The 19,917-nt window shown below is 69.5% G+C and carries 20 protein-coding genes and 1 pseudogene; 7 read left to right on the top strand and 14 right to left on the bottom strand.

Going from position 1 to position 19,917, the window contains the following annotated elements; genetic code table 11:
- Window positions 1–3: 3 nt before the first annotated feature.
- Together ACIQUT_RS22555 and ACIQUT_RS22550 are read right to left on the bottom strand one after the other, a co-directional pair.
- Complete coding sequence (locus tag ACIQUT_RS22555) at window positions 4–666, bottom strand: GPP34 family phosphoprotein (RefSeq protein ID WP_403565041.1); 663 nt, start codon at window positions 664–666, stop codon at window positions 4–6.
- Between the two features lie 1,051 nt (window positions 667–1,717).
- Complete coding sequence (locus ACIQUT_RS22550; protein WP_403565040.1) at window positions 1,718–2,152, bottom strand: hypothetical protein; 435 nt, start codon at window positions 2,150–2,152, stop codon at window positions 1,718–1,720.
- Window positions 2,153–2,730: 578 nt separating this feature from the next.
- Here ACIQUT_RS22550 and ACIQUT_RS22545 point away from each other — a divergent pair.
- The gene (locus tag ACIQUT_RS22545) at window positions 2,731–3,039 is read left to right on the top strand and encodes a hypothetical protein (protein ID WP_403565038.1); all 309 of its coding nucleotides are present in this window, start codon (window positions 2,731–2,733) and stop codon (window positions 3,037–3,039) included.
- A 787-nt stretch (window positions 3,040–3,826) separates the two neighbouring features.
- Window positions 3,827–4,069 (top strand): hypothetical protein, encoded by a 243-nt coding sequence (locus ACIQUT_RS22540; RefSeq protein ID WP_403565036.1) that lies wholly within the window; start codon window positions 3,827–3,829, stop codon window positions 4,067–4,069.
- 403 nt (window positions 4,070–4,472) lie between these two features.
- Here the strand turns inward: ACIQUT_RS22540 and ACIQUT_RS22535 are convergent, their stop codons facing one another.
- The 5 genes from ACIQUT_RS22535 to ACIQUT_RS22515 all read right to left on the bottom strand — a co-directional run bounded on the left by ACIQUT_RS22535 (window position 4,473) and on the right by ACIQUT_RS22515 (window position 9,961).
- Window positions 4,473–5,945, bottom strand: coding sequence for a neuraminidase (sialidase) (locus tag ACIQUT_RS22535; protein ID WP_403565034.1), 1,473 nt, complete (start codon window positions 5,943–5,945; stop codon window positions 4,473–4,475).
- 1,232 nt (window positions 5,946–7,177) lie between these two features.
- Window positions 7,178–7,453 (bottom strand): hypothetical protein, encoded by a 276-nt coding sequence (locus ACIQUT_RS22530; protein WP_403565033.1) that lies wholly within the window; start codon window positions 7,451–7,453, stop codon window positions 7,178–7,180.
- Between the two features lie 608 nt (window positions 7,454–8,061).
- Window positions 8,062–8,487, bottom strand: coding sequence for a hypothetical protein (locus tag ACIQUT_RS22525; protein WP_403565031.1), 426 nt, complete (start codon window positions 8,485–8,487; stop codon window positions 8,062–8,064).
- Between the two features lie 111 nt (window positions 8,488–8,598).
- Window positions 8,599–9,147, bottom strand: a complete 549-nt coding sequence (locus ACIQUT_RS22520) for a DUF1062 domain-containing protein (protein WP_403565029.1) — start codon at window positions 9,145–9,147, stop codon at window positions 8,599–8,601.
- A 601-nt stretch (window positions 9,148–9,748) separates the two neighbouring features.
- Window positions 9,749–9,961 carry a type I-E CRISPR-associated protein Cas7/Cse4/CasC gene (locus ACIQUT_RS22515; RefSeq protein ID WP_403565027.1) on the bottom strand — a complete coding sequence of 71 codons (213 nt, stop codon included), beginning with the start codon at window positions 9,959–9,961 and terminating at the stop codon, window positions 9,749–9,751.
- 33 nt (window positions 9,962–9,994) lie between these two features.
- Between ACIQUT_RS22515 and ACIQUT_RS22510 the strand changes: the two genes are divergently transcribed.
- Window positions 9,995–10,765, top strand: coding sequence for a hypothetical protein (locus tag ACIQUT_RS22510; RefSeq protein WP_403565026.1), 771 nt, complete (start codon window positions 9,995–9,997; stop codon window positions 10,763–10,765).
- A 36-nt stretch (window positions 10,766–10,801) separates the two neighbouring features.
- On the opposite strand, the gene ACIQUT_RS22505 is transcribed toward ACIQUT_RS22510, so the two are convergent.
- On the bottom strand, window positions 10,802–11,938 hold the full coding sequence (locus tag ACIQUT_RS22505) for a helix-turn-helix transcriptional regulator (protein WP_403565024.1): 1,137 nt from the start codon (window positions 11,936–11,938) through the stop codon (window positions 10,802–10,804).
- Between the two features lie 144 nt (window positions 11,939–12,082).
- On the opposite strand from ACIQUT_RS22505, the gene ACIQUT_RS22500 reads away from it, so the two are divergent.
- Together ACIQUT_RS22500 and ACIQUT_RS22495 are read left to right on the top strand one after the other, a co-directional pair.
- On the top strand, window positions 12,083–12,445 hold the full coding sequence (locus ACIQUT_RS22500; RefSeq protein ID WP_403565022.1) for a hypothetical protein: 363 nt from the start codon (window positions 12,083–12,085) through the stop codon (window positions 12,443–12,445).
- Between the two features lie 171 nt (window positions 12,446–12,616).
- Window positions 12,617–12,810 (top strand): annotated as a pseudogene (locus tag ACIQUT_RS22495) (helix-turn-helix domain-containing protein); the annotation flags it as partial.
- A gap of 299 nt (window positions 12,811–13,109) precedes the next feature.
- Here ACIQUT_RS22495 and ACIQUT_RS22490 read toward each other — a convergent pair.
- From ACIQUT_RS22490 to ACIQUT_RS22475, 4 genes are all read right to left on the bottom strand, one after another.
- Window positions 13,110–13,400: a DUF6087 family protein gene (locus tag ACIQUT_RS22490; protein ID WP_403565021.1), complete on the bottom strand. Its 291-nt coding sequence runs from the start codon at window positions 13,398–13,400 to the stop codon at window positions 13,110–13,112.
- A gap of 13 nt (window positions 13,401–13,413) precedes the next feature.
- Window positions 13,414–13,647: a hypothetical protein gene (locus ACIQUT_RS22485; RefSeq protein ID WP_403565019.1), complete on the bottom strand. Its 234-nt coding sequence runs from the start codon at window positions 13,645–13,647 to the stop codon at window positions 13,414–13,416.
- Window positions 13,648–13,830: 183 nt separating this feature from the next.
- Window positions 13,831–14,391, bottom strand: coding sequence for a Tn3 family transposase (locus ACIQUT_RS22480; RefSeq protein ID WP_403565017.1), 561 nt, complete (start codon window positions 14,389–14,391; stop codon window positions 13,831–13,833).
- A 544-nt stretch (window positions 14,392–14,935) separates the two neighbouring features.
- The gene (locus ACIQUT_RS22475; protein ID WP_403565015.1) at window positions 14,936–15,343 is read right to left on the bottom strand and encodes an alpha/beta fold hydrolase; all 408 of its coding nucleotides are present in this window, start codon (window positions 15,341–15,343) and stop codon (window positions 14,936–14,938) included.
- Between the two features lie 103 nt (window positions 15,344–15,446).
- On the opposite strand from ACIQUT_RS22475, the gene ACIQUT_RS22470 reads away from it, so the two are divergent.
- Together ACIQUT_RS22470 and ACIQUT_RS22465 are read left to right on the top strand one after the other, a co-directional pair.
- Window positions 15,447–16,409: an STM4015 family protein gene (locus ACIQUT_RS22470; protein ID WP_403565013.1), complete on the top strand. Its 963-nt coding sequence runs from the start codon at window positions 15,447–15,449 to the stop codon at window positions 16,407–16,409.
- Window positions 16,410–16,648: 239 nt separating this feature from the next.
- The gene (locus ACIQUT_RS22465; protein ID WP_403565012.1) at window positions 16,649–17,275 is read left to right on the top strand and encodes a hypothetical protein; all 627 of its coding nucleotides are present in this window, start codon (window positions 16,649–16,651) and stop codon (window positions 17,273–17,275) included.
- Between the two features lie 5 nt (window positions 17,276–17,280).
- Here ACIQUT_RS22465 and ACIQUT_RS22460 read toward each other — a convergent pair whose 3' ends face one another.
- Window positions 17,281–17,862: a hypothetical protein gene (locus tag ACIQUT_RS22460; protein WP_403565010.1), complete on the bottom strand. Its 582-nt coding sequence runs from the start codon at window positions 17,860–17,862 to the stop codon at window positions 17,281–17,283.
- Window positions 17,863–18,372: 510 nt separating this feature from the next.
- Window positions 18,373–19,695, bottom strand: coding sequence for a hypothetical protein (locus ACIQUT_RS22455; protein ID WP_403565008.1), 1,323 nt, complete (start codon window positions 19,693–19,695; stop codon window positions 18,373–18,375).
- Window positions 19,696–19,917 lie beyond the last annotated feature (222 nt).

The following is a 19,917-nucleotide window of genomic DNA, read 5'->3' as shown; positions in this document are numbered from 1 at the left end:
CGGTCAGTTGCCCGTGTTGACGGCCGCCACGGTGGTGGCCGCGTACCCGGCCAGGCCGGCCGACACCGAGTCCACCAGCTGCTTCATGACCGGCTCGGACCAGTGGTTCTCGGACAGTTCGGCCATCCGGGTGCGGATCGGCTCCCGGTCAGGCCGGTCGGTGAACACCAGGCTCTCCAGGCCGCCGCCGTGCAGCAGCGCGATCAGGGCGGCCGTCCGGTCGTCCGGCTCCCCGCCCTCCAAGACCGCAGCCGCCAGCTTCGCGCGGACGCCTTCCTCGGCGGTGCCGTCGGCCTCCGGGTAGCGGTTCACCGGGAAGATGCCCCAGCGGCGGGTCCGCTCCTCGCGGATGATGCCCTTCTCCAGCAGCCCCTGCCGGGCGCCCTCCACGGCCTCCTTCTTCAGCCGGAAGATCCAGGCCTGGGCGTCCTCGGGCTGCTTCGCCGCGGCGATGGCCGCCAGCGTCGCGTCCAGAACCGGAATCCCCAGCGGGGCAGGGTCGTTGACGAGGATCCGGCCGTCCTCCAGGCGGATGCGGCCGGCCAGCGCGAGCTCCAGCACCGAGGCGCTGGAGATCATGAACTCGGACTGAGGCTGCAGCGCGGCGGCGCCGGTGGTGTCGTCGAGCGACAGGAGCATGATCTGCTCACCCAGTGTGGTTTCCATAAGAATGGTCCTCTCCACAGTTCTGACCTGCGAAACTTCCTGTGTCGCAGATCATGGCAAGGGGTGCGGGCGCCGCTCCACGGCGGGTTCGGTATCGGCCGGCAGCCGGGGGGCCCGGTGCGCGCCTCCGCTGTGCGCAGCCGTCCGGTGTTCCACCTGAAGGCGTGGTCCTCGGCCGGCCGCAGCGGTTGGTAGCCGACCGGGATCACCTTCGCGGCCGCTCAGCCCATCTCCCGCAACCCAAGCGGAAGTCGGTGGGTGAGGTCGTTGCGAGCGGGTCGGCGCCTTTGAGTCGCAGTCATCAGGGGACCGCACGTCGCCGAACGCATCCGGAGCCTCGAAGAGGCCGTCGCATTCGATGCCCTTCGCATTGATTCCCCGCCGCACCACACACACGGCACCGCCAACCCAATCGAGATCGAAAAACTCGGAAAGGGCGTGGAGTACCGGGTCGTCTACTCCAAATCCGCCGTCCAGAACGCGACTTACCACAGCATCAACATCCAGCCCTGCATAGCCGCGGGGGAACAGGCCCGGGTCCTGCCCACGGTCCCCGTGAAACTGACCGTCTACGACCAGCGCCCGGCCACCGTATCGATGTCGTTCGTCGAATCCGAGGTCAAGGACTACGGCATCGGGGCCGCGGCAGTTGGCGTCAGGCGGAACGGGCGTCCCCGAGGTGGCGCCGGCCTGTGTGGCGCTGTGCGAGCGCGAGCTGAGCGGCACTGCGTCGTTCTCTCCCGTACCGGGTGGTTCCCCGGCCACCTGGCCGCCACGTTCCGCGTGCCGGTCGTGGTCGCCGGCCCGACCTGCGGCAGCGTAGGTCGTCGCGGACGGCGAGCAGGTCGGGCGAGGGGCACCGCTGCCTTCAAGGGGCAGCGGCGTCCTCGCGGGGCGTCGGACTGTCGCGCCGGTCAGCTTGACGCGTGAACCCGCCCGCGTCCTGGACGCCGTACGGGCGTCGGCCGCCGCCTCGGTCCGAGGCCGTGCGGCCGGACGGACGCCGAGGTCAGCAGGAGGCGAGGCGCGTCGGACGGTCCGCCGCAGCAGCTCACTTCCGGCACTTGAGCGAGGTGGCCGCCTCGTCGACAGCGGTGTCGAGGGCCTGGATCTGCGGCTGGAGCTGGGTCAGGGCGTCCTTGCCCGTGGTGTCGCCTGGCAGGTCCTCGTATCCCTTCTTGAGGTTTTCCGCAGCCTGCTGGACGGCCTCCCGCTCGGCCGACTTCATCGTTCGGGTGCTCTCCTTGACGTTCTTCCAGTCCGTCTGGACGGCTTCGTAGGCCTTCTGCATCTGGTCCTTGGTGGCCGTCGCCGGGTTGAGCGCCTTGAGCGCGGCGTTGTCCGACTTCAGTTGGGTCAGGTTGGTACACAGCTCGGCGGCGGCCTTCGTGGCCTCTTCCTCCGGAGTCGTGTCGTTGCTGGAGCATGCCGAGGCGCCGACCGCCACGGCCGCGCAGAGCAGGACGGAGGCAACGAGCCGCTTCATGGGATCCTCCTTATTCGCCGACCCGGGCGGTCGGCGCGCAATTCGCCTTGGTGGGGGCGTGCCACATCACCCGGGACGGCATCCGGCCCCGAATCGGCAGGCACGGCCAACCTCGCACTGCGGTGTGCACCCCGCATCTCCGTACGGACAGCTCCGGCGCCCGTCGAGAGCACCGGTCGGCGTCCCGACCGCCCGCAGACGGTTGCGCGGCGGGCCCCGTGCCCTGCGGCACGTTCCGGCAGAGTCCCTCGGCCGGTACACCCGTGCGGGTGGGCAGGCCCGGCAGTCGCTCGCTCTCGCGACCCTCCTGCCCGGGTTCCGACAGGTGTACGGGCGCCCACGTCGTGAGTCACAGGATTCCATGTGCCGGAGGTCGGCCCCGAGCTGCACCACCCTGCGCCGACGGGCCTCTGACGGAGGAACGGAGGATTCGCCGCGGCGCGGCACGCCGCGGTTCGAGATCCGGGAAGCTGCGTCATCCTGGAGAATGCTCGGCACGCCGTCGCAGAGGCTGTCAGGGCCCCGTGCCATGGAGCCGGGTCGGCTGGTGCAGGACTGCTCTCAGAGGAGGGTCGAAGTTGGCTGTCATCGACGACATCGTTGACGGGGCGCTGAACCTGATTCACGAAATGGGGTTCCGTATCGCCGTCCAGGCGGAACTCCTCATCGAAAACGGCGATGATCAGGAGAGCCGACGGGAGAAGGTAGCCGCCGCGCACGCAGCGCTGAGCGACCTGGCCGATGAGTTCACCGGTCTCGGCAAGGAGTTCCATGCGGCAGGCACCGATGTGGTGCGGCAGACCGACGTGATGGACAGGGCGACGCAAGAACGTGCCCGCTTGCCCCAGCGCCTGAGTGACATCAAAGCTGTCGCCCTCGCCGCCTGACCCGGCCGTTTCAGTCGCAGCTGCTCACCGAGAGGCCCCAGCGGCCCAACCGATACGGGACGACCCCACGGGGCAGCCAGGGCACCACCCACGGGGCGGCCGCCGGGACAGCGGCGTGGACCACGTCGTGGCCCGGACATCCCCACGGCGTCCATCTGTGCAGCGCGGCCCCAACACATCTTCGACGTGATTCTGTTGAGGCCGGTCAGGACCAGCCGCGCGGTACTCCCCCGCCCGCCGGACGCGTGCGCGACCCGGTCGGACTGTTCGACGAACTCGCCCACCCGGGCTCTGCCCGCGTGGGCGCCCGGCCGTCGCGATCGCCGAGCTGCGCGGCCGGGCACGCGGAGCCGTCAGCGAGTTTCCCCTCGCCTGCGACATGCGCTTCACCTCCCGGGAGAACGCCGTTCTGGGCCGGCCCGAAGTCGGCATCGGCGCTCCGAATCGCCCGCCTGTACAACGTCACCCTCGCCGGCCGGCAGGAAACAAGCAGGTCACCCGACACACCAGAAATCATCTGCGGGACAAGCCTCACCGAGGGCGCGTTTCCACAGGTCAACACGGCTCTTTGCGTGGGGCCGGCTACGGACGCTGCCCCCTTCCGAAACAACGAAGAGACCACCCATCCGGCCGGGGTGGTCTCTTCGCTTCAGGGCCTGTCCGACGGGTCGCGTCACCGACCCCGCACCCGACAGCACCCGTCACCCGAATGGCGCAACATGCCCGCATGAGAGAGGATCAAGGTGACTAGTGCCCCAACCGAGGCAATCCGTGAAAGGAGAACCAAATGCGCATTCGACGCACCCTCGCCGCCGTCATCGCCACGGCAGCCCTCGCCGGACTCGGCCTCACAGGCGCCGCCACCGCCACCGCCACCGCCACCACCACCGCCACCGCCACCGCCGGCAGCGTCACCCCGGCCAGCGTCACCCCGGGTGAGTGCACGGACGGCGGCGGCACGATCGATCGGTCGACGCCCGTGCTCCCGACCTGCAGGGGCGGTACGTACGACGGGCAGACGGTCGACTAAACCCCACAAGGCGCCCCGCAGCCACGCGCCGCGGGGCGCTCCCGCGTGAGCGTAGCCGTGAGAGTGGCAGGGACTGTGCCGACCCGTCGGGCACGCCAGGTCCGAGTCGGCCCGGAAACACGCGGCGCCCGGTGGGAATTCCCGAACGCCGTCGCGCGCGAGCGCAGCGAGCTGCCAGGGTTTGCGCCGTCGTAGGCCGCACCTTCTCCGACCGGGAAACCACGCGACCCCAGAGCAGCAGGCCCGACCCGCCGGGCGGGACGCGGCCAAACCTCCCCGCCCAACGTGGTCATGGAGTGGGTCCGAGGCCTGTCTGCAGCCGTCGGCGGTCGGGCTGGGGCCGCGACGGCAGCGCCACGGAGCTTGCCGTCTGGGCCCCGCCGGCCGACAGCGTCCGCTTCGGTCAGCGGGTGCGGAACCTGCCAGTGTACATGTCCGTACGGTTCTGTGGTGCGTCGGAGTGGGTCTCGGTGAGCACCGCCCGCACTCCCATGCCGTCTGCCACCAGGCCTTGGTAGTCGCCGAGGAAGTAGCCCCCGGCGAACGGCGCCTGCAGCCAGTCGAAGACCCGCGAGATCCGTCGTTCGGTCCGGAGCTTCGGGTTTCCGTGCTTCAGCGTGGCCAGTTGGTAGGCGGTGGGCAGGGTGGTGGTGTTGCCGGGCTCGAGGAAGCGCAGGTCGTAGTAGGTGAGCGCGACCGTGCCCCGCTCGGTGACCGCGATCGACGGTGAGAACGCCGGAACGCCCTCGGGGCTGATCAGCTCCGGGGTCCCCCAGGTGCGTCCGCCGTCGGTGGACCGCACGAGCTGGACGGAGTCGAACTTTCCACCGGAGAAGTCCGAGCCCTCGTAGGCCATGTACAGCGTGCCTGTCTCGGGGTCAACGGCCGGGCTCGGCAGGGTGGCCGCGGCGCGCAGCAGTTTGGTGGGGTCGTTCGGGTCGACTTCCGGTACGGAGGTGTCCCGGGCCACGGTGACCGGGGCGCTCCAGGTCTCTCCGGCGTCGGTCGAGGTGACCACCTCGTAGCGGGCTTCGACGACGGTACCCAGGTCGTCGGAGTAGGTGATCCGGTCGAAGAAGTCGTACAGGGTGCCGGTGGACCGGTTGGCGACGATCAGATGGCCGATGGTCTGGGTGTTGGGCACGGTGCTGGTGTCGACGAACTGCCGGGCCTTGCTCCAGGTGCGGCCGCCGTCGCGGGTGAGGGAGATGTAGCCGGGGCCGTCGAGGGAGCTGGGGCCGGGTGGGTCGTTGTCGAGGCGGTTCCAGACCTGGTAGGCGGTGCCCTTGCGGATCGGGTCGGCGGTGAGTGAGGGCTTGTCGTTGAAGAACGGCTGCTCGTCGACGTGCGTGGTGGTGAGGTTCCGCCAAGTGCGGCCGCCGTCGCGGGACGTGACTGTCAGGAGGGCGCTGCGCGTGCTCTTCGTGAAGTCGATGCCCTCCCCGCTGGCGTAGACCGTGCCGTCCGGTCCGGTGCTCACCCAGGGGTCGGAGGCCCGTTCGTAGTCCGCGCCGCCGGGGGCGCACAGGCTGAACGGCAGCGTGCTCCGGTGGAAGGTGTGGCCGTCCGTGGTCCAGCCGGCCGCCAGGCCACGGGCGCCGCCGTCGTTCCAGCGGTCCTGCTGGAACACGGTGACCACGCGCTTGGGGTTGCGCGGATCGACGGACAGGTACGGCTCGACCTCGGTGGCCGGGTAGACGATGCTGTCGGGGGACCTCGCTCCGATGGTGCAGTTCGCGTACGGGTCGCCGTGGGACACCTTGACCAGTGGTGTGCCGTCGGGGTTCCGGTCTGCTGCGGCGGGAGTCGCGCCGGTGACCGTGACGAGCAGGAGCGCGGCGGTGGTGACGGCGGTCAGGGGCAGCAAGACGCGCATGCGGGATCTCCTCCGGGCCTGTCGGCCGGGATAGGGGACCGCCGTCAGCGGGGCGGCCTGGGGCGCGGAGGCGTACCGGAACGCGAGGGTGGGGCGACTCTGCTGGGTCCTTCTTCGGCATTGCAGCCGGTGCCCTTGATGGGCCGAACGACGGAGTCATCCCCGGGGGCGTCGAGGAGCACGGCGGAGCCGACCGGCGGGTGCACCGTGCCGGTCGGCTCCTTGGTCGTGCTGTTACGGCGCCGTCTCGTAGGTCCCCGGAGAGGGCCGTGGGCCGCGTGCCGGTCGGCGATGCCGGCGGGATCGGCCTTGACTCGGACGGGTTGGAGCGGGATGACCTGCTGGACCTCTTCGACGGTGGGGATGAGTCGGGGCATCGGCGAAGGGCCACCGCAATGCGGACAGCGGCGCGGTCATCGCCCGCGCGAGAAGGAAGACTCCATCACCGTCGGCACATCCAGGCTCTTCGAGGCCGGCGGGACTGCTCGGACAGTGCGGACCGGTCTCGAAGCGGTGACGGCCTTGGCTTCGAGGCGGTCGGCGTCCACCATCGCGAGTGCCGCGGTGTCGAGACGGGCGTGGGCGATCCACCCGACGGTGGACCGGGTGTCGTCACTCCATGCCCACCGCGCCGGGTGCACCGGCCGGACTGGTTGCCCAGCCGTGCGCCGACGGTCAAGTGATCGTCTGTGTGGTCCCGTCAGGGAGCGCGCAGACGTAGCCGGCGTAGGGTCGTGAAACGACCTGTCCGCCGGCGGCTGTGCAGTCGTCTCTGGAGATGTTCGGAGACGCGGAGGCCCCGGCGCTGACGGCGCCGACGGCGCTCACGCCGGAAAGGGTTGCCGCGGCCAGGGCGAGGCCCAGGATTCTTCGCATGCGCATGACTTCCTCCTCCTCGCAGGCGCCTTCGTTCGGCCTTCGGGAAGGACGAGTCTCAAGACGACGGCGCCCTCTCACTCAGCATGGGCGCTCCGCATTTGGCCCGCGAGGCGAGGCTGGGCGCCGTGCCCGGGCGGTGACTGCCCGGCCTCGGAGAGGCATGACGTCGCCGACCTCGACCGGCCGCATCGGTACGCCGTGTGCGCGTCGGTACGAGCGGGGCGACGTCGATGTCCTTGGCGTCGAGACGGCCCACCGGGCCGCGTTGTGTCCGGGCAAACCGGGGGTTGAAGGGGGGACGGCCCGTACCTGCCTCCGACAGGTGCCGGCGGGCGGCTGCCGCGCGCGGTCCTCTAACGCGGTTCGTGGGCCGCCGCCCGGCAGGCGCCGGTCGCGGCGCCGCCCGCCACCCCGGCCCCGGTCAGCCCGGTCACACAACTCTGCAGGTCTCCGACCACGCCACGGCTGCAGGCCGCTGTGACGGAGTCGGAAGCGGTGGCACCGGCCAGTTCGGCCATCTGTGAGCAGGCGGCGATGTCCGCCCGGACCGCGGGAGCGGCGAGGACCGCACCACCGAGGGTGAGGGTCAGGCCGGTGAGGGCACCGGCGATACGGATCGACGTGCGCATGGGACGCACCTGCCTTCCGGGTCGGTCGCGCGGTCCCCGTCCCGGCGGGCCGGATCCACGCGGTAAGGCCGCCTGGCGGCGCTCGGTGAGTGGTGCCCCCCGCCGGCGGGCTCACAGACTGACCGCACGATTCTGCGTCGCATCCATTGAGCCGCGCCGAAACACGGTGCCAGGCCGTAAGGGAGAGCCCCGGACCGGATGGGACGCGCTCGGGCCTCCACTCGCGGGCCCTTCACTCCAGCGTCGCATCCTCTCCCCCGCCCGTCCTGGGCACCCGGGGCGGGCGGCCGCGCTGAGTAACTGCGATTGCGCGAAGCGTGCAGCCGGCCCGTCCGGCCGACCAGGTGGATCGGACCGCCCAGCGTCCCGCCCGGACTGTCCCCTGCACACCGCCGGGCGCGGCTCGGCAGGGGAGGCGGCCGGTCTTCGCTGCCCCGCGAGGTGCTGGGCCGCCACTGCGGTGGCACGAATGCCACCGGCCGTCGGGGTGCACCTGCCGTGCCGCGTTCCTGACGGTGCTTCAGGGGCGTTGCTCGCCTGCCGCACAGGTTGACCTGAGTCGGCCCAGGCAAGACTGTCTGGGCCGACTGTCCCCTCCGGCCTCGCGGCTAGAGCTTCGCGATGTCCTTGTGCATCACGTCGGCGCCGGAGTGGTAAGCGGCCAGGCGCACCTTGAGCGGGTGGCCCGCCGGGGCCTTGATGACGACCTCACGCGGCTCCCCCATGCCGATGCCGTGACACGAGGGCTCGGGGGTGAGGGAGGTCCAGCCGTCCCCGCCGGCCTTCGGGTCGTTCCACTGAACCCGGGCGCAGTCACGCTCGCCGGAGGTGATCAGCACGTAGGTGACCTTGACGGAGTTCACCGCGCCGTCGATGCGCTCGTAGTCCACCCTCGCGATGTTGTGGTGGAGGTTGGCACCGGCCTCCAGCTCGACCGTGCTGAGGGCGGTCTCGGCGGCGGCCGGGACCGCACCTCCCGCGAGCGTCGCGGCCGTCAGGGCAAGGGCGGCGGGCAGGGCAGTGGATATGCGCATGTCCACTCTCCACAAAGGTAGTTGGGTCGATCGCGCACCCTATCCCGCGGGGCTGGCATCCCCCTTCCCCAACCTGTCAATTCAGGCCGCAGAAGGGGGAGTTGACGCGAATCAGCGCTTGAACCTGAAGGTGAAGTCGCCGGAGAGCCTGGCGCCCAACCGGACCGCCGAGACGAGACTCCCCTCCGCTATCAGGCGCTCGACCTCGGCCCGTGCGAGACCGCAACCCTCAGCGATGAGCCGTACCGGCCGGACCGGTATCCGGGCCGCGAAGCGGACCGAGACGTCGATCACCTCGCGGTCCAGGTGGTTCGAGCCGCCGGTGTCCAGGCGCCAGGCGCCGTCCCAGTCGAGGCCGATGCGGTTGCGACGCTGCAGGACCGGGTCCTGGAGCAACTCGGCGGTCAGACCGTGGTCGTTGTCGTGCAGCCGGTCCAACAGCTCCGGTCGTACGGAGCGGACGTTCGCCCGCTCGAAGATCGTGAGCTTCGCCGTGTCCCCGCACCCGGTGCAGAGGACGAGGAGCCAGGCGTCGAGCGCCTTGTGGTTTGCGTTGACGCGAAACTTGCCGCTCGCCCGAAAGCGGTCGGACGCGCACGCATGGCAACGACGGCGGACGAGGGGCAGGCAGGTGGGAGTGACCACCCAGGTGTTGAGCACAGGTGTACACCGGTTTCAGTGAGAAATCCGCAGCAGGAAGCAGCACGGCGCGCAGATGCGCGACGCACGACCGATCAGCTCTTCGGGGGTCTCACAGGGTGTACAAGGGCCTGCCTTCGGCTCGACGACGCGTTCGGGCAGCACGGTAAGCCCGCGCGGTGGCGCAGTTCCACCGGTTTTTCCGGGCACACGCGGGAACGGCTCGGCTTCCCGGGGCAGCGACTTGGCACCCGCCGCCCGGGACAGTCGGTCACTCGCCGGAGACCGCCGCGATGAAGGACTTCCGCACCGCCGGATCGCACCAGGCCTCCTCCAGCGCCCGCTTCTCCGCGTCCGCGTCCATGGTCGCGACGTTATCGGTCCCAGGCCTGCAGGCCAGCCGCGCAGAGCGAGTCCCGTCCGAGCCTCGGCCCGCGGGGGACGTCACGTCACCACGGTCCGTAGCCCCGACCGGGACCGGCCGCGCCGGCCGCGGGGTACGCGGGGTACGCGGGGTGCGCGGCAGTTCACAGGCACCGGAGGGGCGGGGGTGCAGTCCCCGCAAGCTGGTCCGGGGGCCGCTCTTCAGGTGGCTGCTGCCGGGCTCGTCGCTGATGGGGATTCAGTCGTCGACGGCGGTAAAGAAGTCGGGCTCGCGGTACTCGGCGGGGAGGATGAAACCGTGGGCCACCTGACGAGCGGCATCGAAGCCCGCTCTGGGCGGCTCGGAGAACAGGAGCCGAACAGGTCCCCTGCTGTCGTTGTTGGCAATGGCAGCGAGCCGCCGCCGGCAACTGAGGCACCTACGCGGCCGACGTACGCCGACGACTCTCACACCAGGGCTGACAACAAGAGGAAGGACACATCAATGGGCGTCTACGTGGCGATCCGAGGGTGGCTGGAATGCGACGAAGCACAACTCGCCGCCGTCCAGGAGATCGTCTCGTCCCTTGCGGACGATCACTATTCCCACGGATGGAGTACACCTCCGCAGCAGGTCAACTGGACCCACTACATCTTCTACGGCGCCGACATCCGCGAGTCGGCCCTGGACTGGTTCGTGAGCCAGCTCAGAGAGATCGCCCGGATCCCCGCCTCTGACGACTACGGGGACCTCTGGTTCTTCACCGAGAGGGACGACGTCGAGGAGGTCGCCCGCCTGATCGGTGAGGCGGAAACCGAGGTGTGGCTCCTGGGGACGACGTTGGGCATGCACATTCCGTTCCTGAAGGAGGCGATCGAGCTCTCGGTGGCCGACGGGGTGCAGTTCAAGGTCCTGCTGATCGAACGTGACGGTGCCGCCATGACGATGGCCCACCTGCGCGCCGGCCCCCGCGCCGACATCGAGGAGATGCGCGGGAGTCTCGACGCCAATCTGGCGATCCTGTCCCGTATCGCGCGCCAGGAAGCCGGGCGGATCGAGGTCAGGGTCATCGACCTTCTCGCGCCCTACACCGTCTACGCCTACGACCCCGACGGGCGGAGCGGGCGCATGGACCTGCGGCTCGGTTCCTTCCACGGCAAGCACACCCTGCGGCCGACCTTCACGGTCGAGGCCGGTCGTGACCGTGACTGGTTCGTCTACTTCTACAAGCAGTTCACCAGCATGTGGAGTGTGTCCCGCCCCGTGGCTCTCTGACTCGCGGCCCACCGCGGCTCCGCATTCAATCCTCCGTCAGCGCAGAGCCTGTGCCGGATCGGAGCTGGATGTCGTGAACCAGCCGCGGGTTCCCATGGCACGGCCCGCTTCGATGTCTGGTCGGTAGTGGGTGAAGTAGAGAACGTGGAGCAGTCGGCCGCGGCTGTTCGTCCCCGTCTTGTCGAAGACCTTCTTGAGATGGTCCCTGACGGTGTGCGTGGAGATTGTGAGCCGTTTGGCGATCTCGGTATCCGACATCCCGTAGATGACAAGCTGTGCCACTTGCTGTTCCCTCGGAGTGAGGTCGTAGGCCTCCATCATGATCCCGACGGTGTGTTCGGGATGGCTGGGCTGGATGATGACGGCGATGCGTCCGTGCTCGTCCAGGCGTGTGGCGACGAGGGACAGCCAGCGGCCGGACCGACCCCGAATCTGCACGTGCGCCTCTCCCGTCGTGCGTGCTCTCGCACACGCGTGCAGGAGAGGCTGTGGGATCCGGGCCGATGCCGTCGCCGCCCGCGTGCCGCACAGTTGGTCGAGCCACCACTGGCCGCCGGCTGTGATCCGGTTTATCCCGCCGTCGGGCTCGAAGGTCAGCAGGCCGCTCGTGCCAGGGGCCTCGGTGTCGGCGACGGTGACATCGTGCCGAAGGTACGCGCGCCGTAATCCCCGGGTGATGGAGGGGGCGAGGAGTGACACGGCAGTCGCCTCCTCGGCGGTGAAGGGTGGTCTGTCGCCACCGCGGTGCAGAATCAGCGCTCCCCACACCGCCCGGTGGTCGCGCAGGAGGACCCGTATCTCGTCGCCCATTCCGACCGGTTCGTAGACGTCGCGGTAGCGGGCACTGTGGTGGGGCCGGTCCCGGGTTGCCTGCCACAGTCCGGCCGTAGTCCGGCCGTACCTGACCAGCTCCGGAAAGTGGTTGACGTCTTTTTCTCCGTGCTCGATCTCCAGAAGCCGCGGCAGATGGGAGTGCGGGACGCCCTTCTCGTGGAAGCCTCCGGTGTGCAGCAGCGTGGCCGGGTCGAGCGTGAGGCCGCATACGCCGTCGACCGGGAACACGGCCGAGACGATGGCGTTCAGCCGAGCGAAGAGCGTCACGGAGTCGGGCAGTTCTCGGCACAGCCGCTCAATCCTTGCAAGGGCCCGGTCCAGGCTCGTGCCGTTCAGCATGTTCCGTTCAGAGGTTGTCATCCACGTGCACTACCTCATCCCATCCCCCGGCCAAACCCCCAAGATCGGGGATCCCCTACGGGTAAGGGCCCGCCTAGCGTCGTAGAGGCCGGCGACTGCCGGTCCGGGAAACGGAGGAACGACATGCAGAAGAAGAAGTTGGCCCGCATGGGCATGGTCGCCTCGACCATGGCTGCCGTGGCCGTCGGCATCGCCGCGTCGCCTGCGAGCGCGGCGAGTACCGGGTGCGACAGCGGGACGAACCTGTCCTGCACCAGCAGCAGCATCCCGGCCAACGGCAAGCACGAAGTCTGCTTCGGCGGGAAGCACAGCGCCCTGTCCTATTGGGGGCGCGCCGAGCTGTGGGACGCCGACAGCGGCGTGATAGTCGCGTCCATCGCGACCAACGGCTGGCGGTGGCAGGATAAGTGCCAGGGCGGACTGTACGGGCAGCACTACTACCTGCGCGGCACGGGCGCCCTCTTCCGGGGAGAAGCCTGGAATTGACACCCGGCGCCCGTCGGCCTCAGGCCGGCGGGCGCAGCCAGGACCGCCACAGCCCGACCGGACGCAATCGGAGCGAACTGATTCCGCAGTCTGCCGTGACCACGCCTGATTGTTGCAATGAGCATGCCAATGAACCAAGACACGGGGTGACGGTGCTGCAATGAATGCAGGGTGAGCGCAGCTGCAGGAACATGGGCCCCGACAGCGAGGGGGCCACCCGGGCCCGGAGGAAGACTGGCCCAGCAGGACCGCAGCCAGATCACCGCCGGCCTCGCCGAGGGACTCTCCTACACCGAGATCGCCAAACAGCTGCATCGCGCGACCCCGTCACCCGTGAGGTGACGCGCAACGGCGGCCCCACCGCGTCACCTCTGTCCTGCCCGGCGAGACACCTGCGGCCGAACTGGGCGTCGTCGGGGACTTCAATGACTGGCGCCCCGGCGTTCATGCCCTCACACCACGCAAGGACGGCAACCGGGCCGTCACTGTGAAGCCGCCCAAGAGTGACGACAACACGCCTTCAACCCCAGTAACCAGTGGCCGAAAGGCCAGGTGGCCGTCTCGCCTTTGTGGCGGGCGACTGCCTGGCCCAGCCGGAGCCGCAACCTTTCGCACATGGCAACGTCTACCAGAATCGCGAAACGTGAGGCTTTCGCCACAGCCATCAGGCAGCAGGACCGCTGTCGATCTGGAGTTCGTTCACCCATACCTGCGCCGCCGCGAGGTTCGGGGCCGCGCCGACGGGCTCGTACGCGAACCCGTTCCACTCCTCCAGGACGCGCGCTTCGTCAGGCCGAAGGTGTCCGGCGCCGCCTTGTACCGGCCGGTGGCGCCGGTGGACGTCCATCGGCGGCCGGCGCCTCTTGTCGTACGCGGCGAGCGGATCGCCGGTGTCGATCCGCGGGACGGCACGGGACGGCTGGTTCGGGGGGCCGGGTCGGCGGTGCTTGCCCATGTGCTCAATGCTCTCAGGCTGCGATGGTGGTCGGGCGTGTGGCGGCGGGTTCCCGCGCCTTCGCGCGTACGTCGTCGACTGCGGTGGTCTCGTACGGGCGGGCGGCATCCAGCAGTGTGTTGAGCCGGGAGGCCACGAGGGTGGAGTCGATGCGGGCGGGGTCGTCGAGGGCCTGGTGGGCTGCTGCGGCGCGCTGCTCGGCCTCGCCCTCCTCGAAGAGGGCGGCGGCCAGGCCAACGCGGTCCATGACGCGGACTCGGTCGGGAGCTCGTCGGCGTCGCCGGGGTGCCGGTCGATCTGGCGCTCGTCGCCGAGTGCAGCGTGTACGCGGCCGGCCGGTGAGGCGACCAGCGCCCTCGTGGCGGGCATCTTCGCCTTCGCATCGGCCACACTGAGGAGGCCAAGAGCGTCACTGGGGCGGCCTGGTAGATCATCTGATGGGACATGCGGGTGACGATCTCCACCCCGCGATCCGGCTGTCCGGCCTCGCCGGCCGCGTACACGCCGTAGCTCCAGTACCGCTGGGCCGCCCCGTACCGGCCGCAGTCGAGGCTGACCCACCCCGCGAGTGCAGGCTCTGGGGTACCCCGCCCTGGATACGGCGCGCTACTTTCGCGAGCTGGGCGACGATCGCCGACCGGTACAGGCCGCCGCCCTTGGAGGCGTCGGCCCTGGCGAAGAACGCGGTCACGTCCTCCAGGGCGGTGACGGGGCCCGTCTTGCAGCACACCGAGATGTGCCGGTACTTGAGCGGGGACAGGCGGGGCCACGTCTTCGTCCCGGATGTCGTGGCCCTCGCCGCGGAGCTGGGCGACGACGGCGTCCAGGCAGCGGGTTTCCAGGGCACGACGGCGTTGAGGACGAGGCGGAGGGCAGCGAGCTGGTCCTCCTGCCCCTCACGATAGGCCTGGCGGATCTGGCCGCGACCGCCATGGCAGACCGCGCGGACCAGGCGGTGACGGGCCTCCTGAACGATGAACTGTCGGTTCATCAGGCTCCGGTGGGATGTTGTCCATCGGGACGACCTGGGCAAGCAGGTGCACGGTCTTGTCGATCCGCCCGTACTCGGCGAACGCCGCCCCCCGGGGTCAGATGGCCACCCTCACGGCCTCACCGTCTGGAGAATGTCCACGTCAGCAACCTGGTTCGAGGCTCATTTCAACACCGGACCCTCCGCAGCGCCGACAGCCGGGGATGAGGCCGACCAGCAAACCGGCCGAGACCCTATGCACCCACCGCGCCTTGCACGAATCGTCGAAGATGCGCACACACTGCGTCGGGCTGCTCCAACCAGGGTTCGTGCCCAGCACCCTCGATCCGCGTCAGTGGAGGTCGAGCCGGAGCCCGAGTGACTCAAGTGCCGACAGAGGGCGCGGATCGTCTGCCCCACCGAGGAGCTCCGTTCGCTCGGGCAGACACGCGTGCAGCTTGGCAAGGTGCTCATCGAGCGGATCCGCGCGTCCGTCCCTGCCAAGCTCACCGTTCATGGTCCAGTTGACCGGGCGACGCCGCCGGGCACTCTGCGCGGCCCAGTGTCACCCGGGCTCGGGGTCAGCGTGGTCGGTGAACCAGGCCAGCGTGAGCAACTCGACTTCCTGCTCCTCCGTGCGGCGCGGCAACTTCTTCAATTCGCGAAACCGATCCTGCTGCGCTGCGGACATGCGGTGGTTGTACTCCGCTCGGTACTTGGTATGCCAGTCACCGACGAACGGTCCGCACATCAGCAGCATCCCGGCAACCCTGTCGGGGTGCTTCAGGCAGAACCGGCTTGCCAGCTCGGTGCCATAGGAGTGCCCCATCAGCACAGCCCTGGGCACGTTCCAAGCGTCGAGCAGCTCGGCGAGATCGTCGACATGCCGCGCGAGGGAATGGCGGCCGTCCCACGGGGATTGGCCTGTGCCACGCTGGTCGTACCGGTACACGGGCGCGAGGTCCGCAACCATGGGGGCGACATCGCCCAGGCCGGCCCTGCAACGGGCACTGTCAGTGCCGCTTGTTACAACTACAGGGCGTATCGGATGCGACAGGCGAGGAACGGCGGAACCCATGAGCTACCCGAGGCACCTGACGGCATCGTACGGACTGCCCGTCTTCGACTTCCCGCAGCTGGGGGAGGAAGTCAAGGACCCGCTGCCCGAGGCGGACGCCGTCGCCTGGCGGATCTCGGCCGACACCTGCCACGCCCCGGAGTACTGGCCCCAGGCCTTCGCCCGCTTCACCGAGACCGTCGACATCACCCGCGTCCGCTCCGTGATCGTCGGCGTCTGGCGTCACACCGTCGAGTGCGGCCCCGAGCACATCATCGCCACTCTGCTCGACGCACGTGACCGGCTCCCCGCCCTCCGTGCTCTGTTCCTCGGCGACATGCAGTTCAACGAGTGCGAGATCTCCCGGATATACCAGGACGACGTCGGCCCGCTCCTCGAAGGCTTCCCGGAGCTGGAGGAGTTCGGCGTCCGGGGCGGCAGCGCCCTGGTCTTCCCCGAGATCGCCCACCACAGCCTGCGCTCCCTGGTCATCGAGACCGGCGGCATGCCCGCCGAGGTCGTCCGCGGCATCGCCGGCAGCGACCTGCCCGCCCTGGAACACCTCGACCTGTGGCTCGGCACGGACGAGTACGGCGGGGACGCGGTCATCGCCGACGTGGCACCGATCCTCGACGGCTTCCGCCTGCCGCGCCTGCGCCACCTGGCCCTGCGCAACAGCGACATCCAGGACGACATCGCCGTCGCCATCGCCTCCGCGCCCGTGGTCACCCGGCTGGAGACCCTCAACCTGTCCTTGGGCGTCCTCACCGACGCGGGCGGCATCGCGCTGCTCACCGGCCAGCCACTCACCCACCTCAAGCGGCTCGACCTCCACCACAACTACCTCGGCGAGCAGCTGCGGGAGCGCCTGCGGGATGTCCTCTCCGCCGCCGGGGTCGACCTGGACGTCGACCCGGACGGTGCCTCCGAGTACGACTGGGGCGACGGCGAGATCTCGCGCTACGTCGCCGTCGGGGAGTAGCGGGACGACGATGGCAGAACACCCCCGCTCCGCTGGGCGGACGTCGGCAACCCGGAGAACCGCCGCGCCGACCTGTTTCACCAGGCCGTCCGCAACGCCGACCTGCCCGCGCCCCGCGTGGTGCCCTGGGCCGCCGTCCTGCGCGACGGCGGCGCCGAGTTCGCCCCCGACGGGCTCGTACGGCTCGACTCGCCCGGCGAGAACGCCGAGTTCGGCCCGTCATAGCTAGTCTTGCGATCATGGCCTTGCGACCCGATGAGTTCTACGACCATGCACGTGCGGCTGCTGATGATGAGCTTCGGCTTCCGCTGGCAAGAATGACCGGATGGGACATCAGCCCCTTCGAGGCGGATGGACTACGCGTCTCCGCGCTCCGCCCGCCCGTTCTGCCCGAGCCGCGGCAGCACGGACAAGACCCGGCAGACTGCGACGAATGCCGCTCCCGCAACGAAGGCATCTGGCTCAATGAGCGCTGGCGACTGGCCCGAATACCGGGCGCCGGTGTGCCACTGGTGCTGATGCTGTACCCACGCGACCACTACGACATGGCCGATCTGCCCGACGAGCTTGCCGCCGAGCTGGGCGTGCTCACCACTCACATCGTCCGCCACGTGCAGGCACTGCCGCACATCAGTCGAGCCCACGTTTACCGGATCGGGGACGGGGCCGCACACCTGCACGTGTGGTTCTTCGCCCGGCCCGAGGGGCAGACCCAGTTGTACGGGTCATGGCTGCCCGTCTGGGACGACCTTCTGCCCGAATACCCGGCGGATGTAGCCGATGCTGACGCAACCGCCGTTGCCGATGCCCTGATTGCCTCGTACGGAGGTCACCACTCAGACACCGACGGGCAAATGAACCCCTGACCCCCTCATTGACACCGGGCCGGCCGAGGCAGCACCGGCTCACCGGTGGGCGTGGGCTCTGAGGGAGCGTTGCCCTTTGTCCCTTCCGGTCGCTGGCGCTGTTCGTCAGCCGCCGCCACCTCGGCCACGCCGGTGGTCTGGGGAGTGCCGCCCAGCTCCCGGAGCTTGTCGGCCACGGCGTCGGCCTCCGGATCCCGGGCGAGCACACCGACCATGGCACGGCCTTCGTCGAGCTCGGCGTTGATGCGCGCAATGTCCTGGTCAGATATGTCGAGGCTTTCATGAAAGAGCCGGCCGTGATTTCGCCACCGATGCCGCGGCCGGTCACACCTGCCGCCGGCGACAGGCCGGTGGTCTCCCATGTCCGCCCCGCGCTGGGACACTGCCTCCTGCCCCCAGACCGCGACATCACCAGAGACGGACTCGTAGTCGACCTCCGCCTGTTCGTCCCACTCCCCCTCACCGGCATCAGGCCGGGCGTCCCAGACTCTGGCCGTCACCGCGGCCGTGTGCGTGTGACCTGCGCTGCCAAGGGCCCGGAACTCAACCCGACCCTCCAACCCCTGTTCCCCCAACAGAACAGCCACTTACCCCGCCTCCTCCCCTTGCCGGCACACAGTCCCCGACGACCGTAGAACACACACCCGCGACATCCAGCAAGGACAGGGCAGTGCCAGTCCCCGGGCAGGTTCCTCCATCCCGGCCGCCCCGCAGCGCGCCGGCACATAGGGCTGGGGCCTCCAATAGCTTCACGGCGATCGGTTCCCTGCCCTCGGTGGTGACCGAACCCTCGTATGCCTGTGCCCCGTATGCGATGACGTGCACGGCCGAGGGGGTTGCCGCAGAACGCAGAGCATCGTTCAGCAGGGCGTCAAACACCTCACCGTTCGCGGGATCACACGGCTCGACTGAGCCCGCCTTGTCGAAGCCTTGGCCGCAGGGCCGCGGTTGCGGCACTTTCGGTGATGGGCTGCGGGGAGTGTGGCGGGACCCCGCGGGCATGCTCATGCGGTGACTCGGCGGCCGCACGGTTCGATGGCTGAGCGGTGTCTGCTGCTGGCGCCAGACTTCCCGGGCGGGGTGGAGCACGACGACGATCAGGAAGCGGTGTCGGCGAGGATCGCACTCCGGGCGTCGATCGCGGCAGCGAGCAGGCGCTCGTCCAGCATCGTCTCGCCGTCCCGTGTGGAGTCGTTGACCGGTATACGGGTACGCCGGTCGATCAGTGCCGTCAGCGACGGCAGCGCGGGTATCGCGTGTCGGCCCATTCGTGCCAGGCCTTCCGAGTAGTACTCGCCCATCGCGTAGTCACCGAGGTGCGGTGTCATGAGCGCGAGAATGTGAGGCAGAGCTGTGGGGCCGGCGTGCCGCAGCCATAGTGGAGCGCATGCCGCTTGCATGCGTCCAGGCCGTTTGAAGGTGAGGTTGTAAAGCTGGGCAGCCTGCCGGAAAGACAGCGGACCCGCGTCCAGCAGGGCCCCGAAGATCTCAGGGGCATGGTGAAGTCGCCCGGTGTCCACGGGCTTGGTTTGAAGGACCGCGGCGGCGGTGGTGATGTCGTACGACGGCGTCTGACTGCCGGAAGGCTGACGGGCTTTGGGATACGGAGTGAAGGGGACCGCGGCGATCAATGCGCCGTGTGTGTGCATCGCAGCCTCCGAGATGGAGGCGGTGGTGAGGGCTTTGGCCATGGCGGGGCTGATTCCTCGTTCGCAGTGACGGACGAGCAGGGGCAGGAGTTCTACCGGGGCCGCCCGCCAGTCATGACAGGCCTCCCGGGCCAAGTCGGCGCCGATGTCCCGGGTGGCGGGATCGCCAAGGAGTCGCGCCGCCAGGGCGTAGACGTGACACTCGCGCCCCAGCCCGTACAGGACCCGACCCCAGCGCCACCCAACGCCGTCCAGGTGGCGCGCGGCCTCCCGGGCATCGGCGAGCAGCGCCTTGTCGAGCGGCGGCCACTGCCGCGGAGGGGCGGCGCTCAGGGTCGCCAGTCGGGCAAGGAAGCGGACGGAGGCCAAGGGGTCGTCTTGCAGGTGCTTGACAGAGCCCCGGAGGCAATCGGCGAGCGCAGTCCGCACCACGGGCTCGGTGAGTTCACCGAGGGCCCTGAGCGCTACATCGCGGGTTCCGGCGTGCACGACGAGATACGCGGCCCCTCGCCGTACCTCTTCATCAGGGTCTGTGAGTCGAGCGAGCGCGGCCTCGGCGGCTTCAGGCCAAGGGCGCTTCTCCCCGGTGGATGACAGGAGGTCCATGACTTCACGACGTACGAACGCGTCGTCGGCGCGGGAGAGCTGAAGCAGCCGGACGGGAACGGGGCCGGTGCGGTCGGTGCGTATCGCGTCGAGGACCGCGATGCGGGCAGGGTGAGCGGCAGTCGTGGCGTGTCCCGCGGACACGGCCTCGTCCAGCCACTTCATCGGACGGGGCGGTGGCCGCCCTTCCGTGCGGAGAATTCGGTCATGGGCTGATCATGTCACGCGCAGCAACTGCTTGGCCACGACCTTTGACCTCTGAGGCAGGGGCACTCGCATGCTGCGCGTGGCCAAGCTTCCACCAACAACCTCTGTACCTCCCCCACCGCACCGAACCGAATCCACCAGACCGCCGCCCGTCACCTGCGCCCCTCCCAGACCGGTAGA

It is taken from the genome of Streptomyces sp. NPDC090445 (assembly GCF_044769385.1).
In the GTDB taxonomy this organism is placed as follows: domain Bacteria; phylum Actinomycetota; class Actinomycetes; order Streptomycetales; family Streptomycetaceae; genus Streptomyces.
Note: the sequence above shows the minus strand (reverse complement) of the source record. Positions and strands in the feature narration are given on the sequence as shown.

What these genes read in the sequence shown, in the direction of transcription:
- ACIQUT_RS22555 (WP_403565041.1), bottom strand. Translation starts at nt 666, where the DNA reads ATGGAAACCACACTGGGTGAGCAGATCATGCTCCTGTCGCTCGACGAC.
- ACIQUT_RS22550 (WP_403565040.1), bottom strand. Translation starts at nt 2,152, where the DNA reads ATGAAGCGGCTCGTTGCCTCCGTCCTGCTCTGCGCGGCCGTGGCGGTC.
- ACIQUT_RS22540 (WP_403565036.1), top strand. Translation starts at nt 3,827, where the DNA reads ATGCGCATTCGACGCACCCTCGCCGCCGTCATCGCCACGGCAGCCCTC.
- ACIQUT_RS22535 (WP_403565034.1), bottom strand. Translation starts at nt 5,945, where the DNA reads ATGCGCGTCTTGCTGCCCCTGACCGCCGTCACCACCGCCGCGCTCCTG.
- ACIQUT_RS22530 (WP_403565033.1), bottom strand. Translation starts at nt 7,453, where the DNA reads ATGCGCACGTCGATCCGTATCGCCGGTGCCCTCACCGGCCTGACCCTC.
- ACIQUT_RS22525 (WP_403565031.1), bottom strand. Translation starts at nt 8,487, where the DNA reads ATGCGCATATCCACTGCCCTGCCCGCCGCCCTTGCCCTGACGGCCGCG.
- ACIQUT_RS22510 (WP_403565026.1), top strand. Translation starts at nt 9,995, where the DNA reads ATGGGCGTCTACGTGGCGATCCGAGGGTGGCTGGAATGCGACGAAGCA.
- ACIQUT_RS22505 (WP_403565024.1), bottom strand. Translation starts at nt 11,938, where the DNA reads ATGCTGAACGGCACGAGCCTGGACCGGGCCCTTGCAAGGATTGAGCGG.
- ACIQUT_RS22500 (WP_403565022.1), top strand. Translation starts at nt 12,083, where the DNA reads ATGCAGAAGAAGAAGTTGGCCCGCATGGGCATGGTCGCCTCGACCATG.
- ACIQUT_RS22490 (WP_403565021.1), bottom strand. Translation starts at nt 13,400, where the DNA reads ATGGGCAAGCACCGCCGACCCGGCCCCCCGAACCAGCCGTCCCGTGCC.
- ACIQUT_RS22485 (WP_403565019.1), bottom strand. Translation starts at nt 13,647, where the DNA reads ATGGACCGCGTTGGCCTGGCCGCCGCCCTCTTCGAGGAGGGCGAGGCC.
- ACIQUT_RS22480 (WP_403565017.1), bottom strand. Translation starts at nt 14,391, where the DNA reads ATGAACCGACAGTTCATCGTTCAGGAGGCCCGTCACCGCCTGGTCCGC.
- ACIQUT_RS22475 (WP_403565015.1), bottom strand. Translation starts at nt 15,343, where the DNA reads ATGGTTGCGGACCTCGCGCCCGTGTACCGGTACGACCAGCGTGGCACA.
- ACIQUT_RS22470 (WP_403565013.1), top strand. Translation starts at nt 15,447, where the DNA reads ATGAGCTACCCGAGGCACCTGACGGCATCGTACGGACTGCCCGTCTTC.
- ACIQUT_RS22465 (WP_403565012.1), top strand. Translation starts at nt 16,649, where the DNA reads ATGGCCTTGCGACCCGATGAGTTCTACGACCATGCACGTGCGGCTGCT.
- ACIQUT_RS22455 (WP_403565008.1), bottom strand. Translation starts at nt 19,695, where the DNA reads ATGAAGTGGCTGGACGAGGCCGTGTCCGCGGGACACGCCACGACTGCC.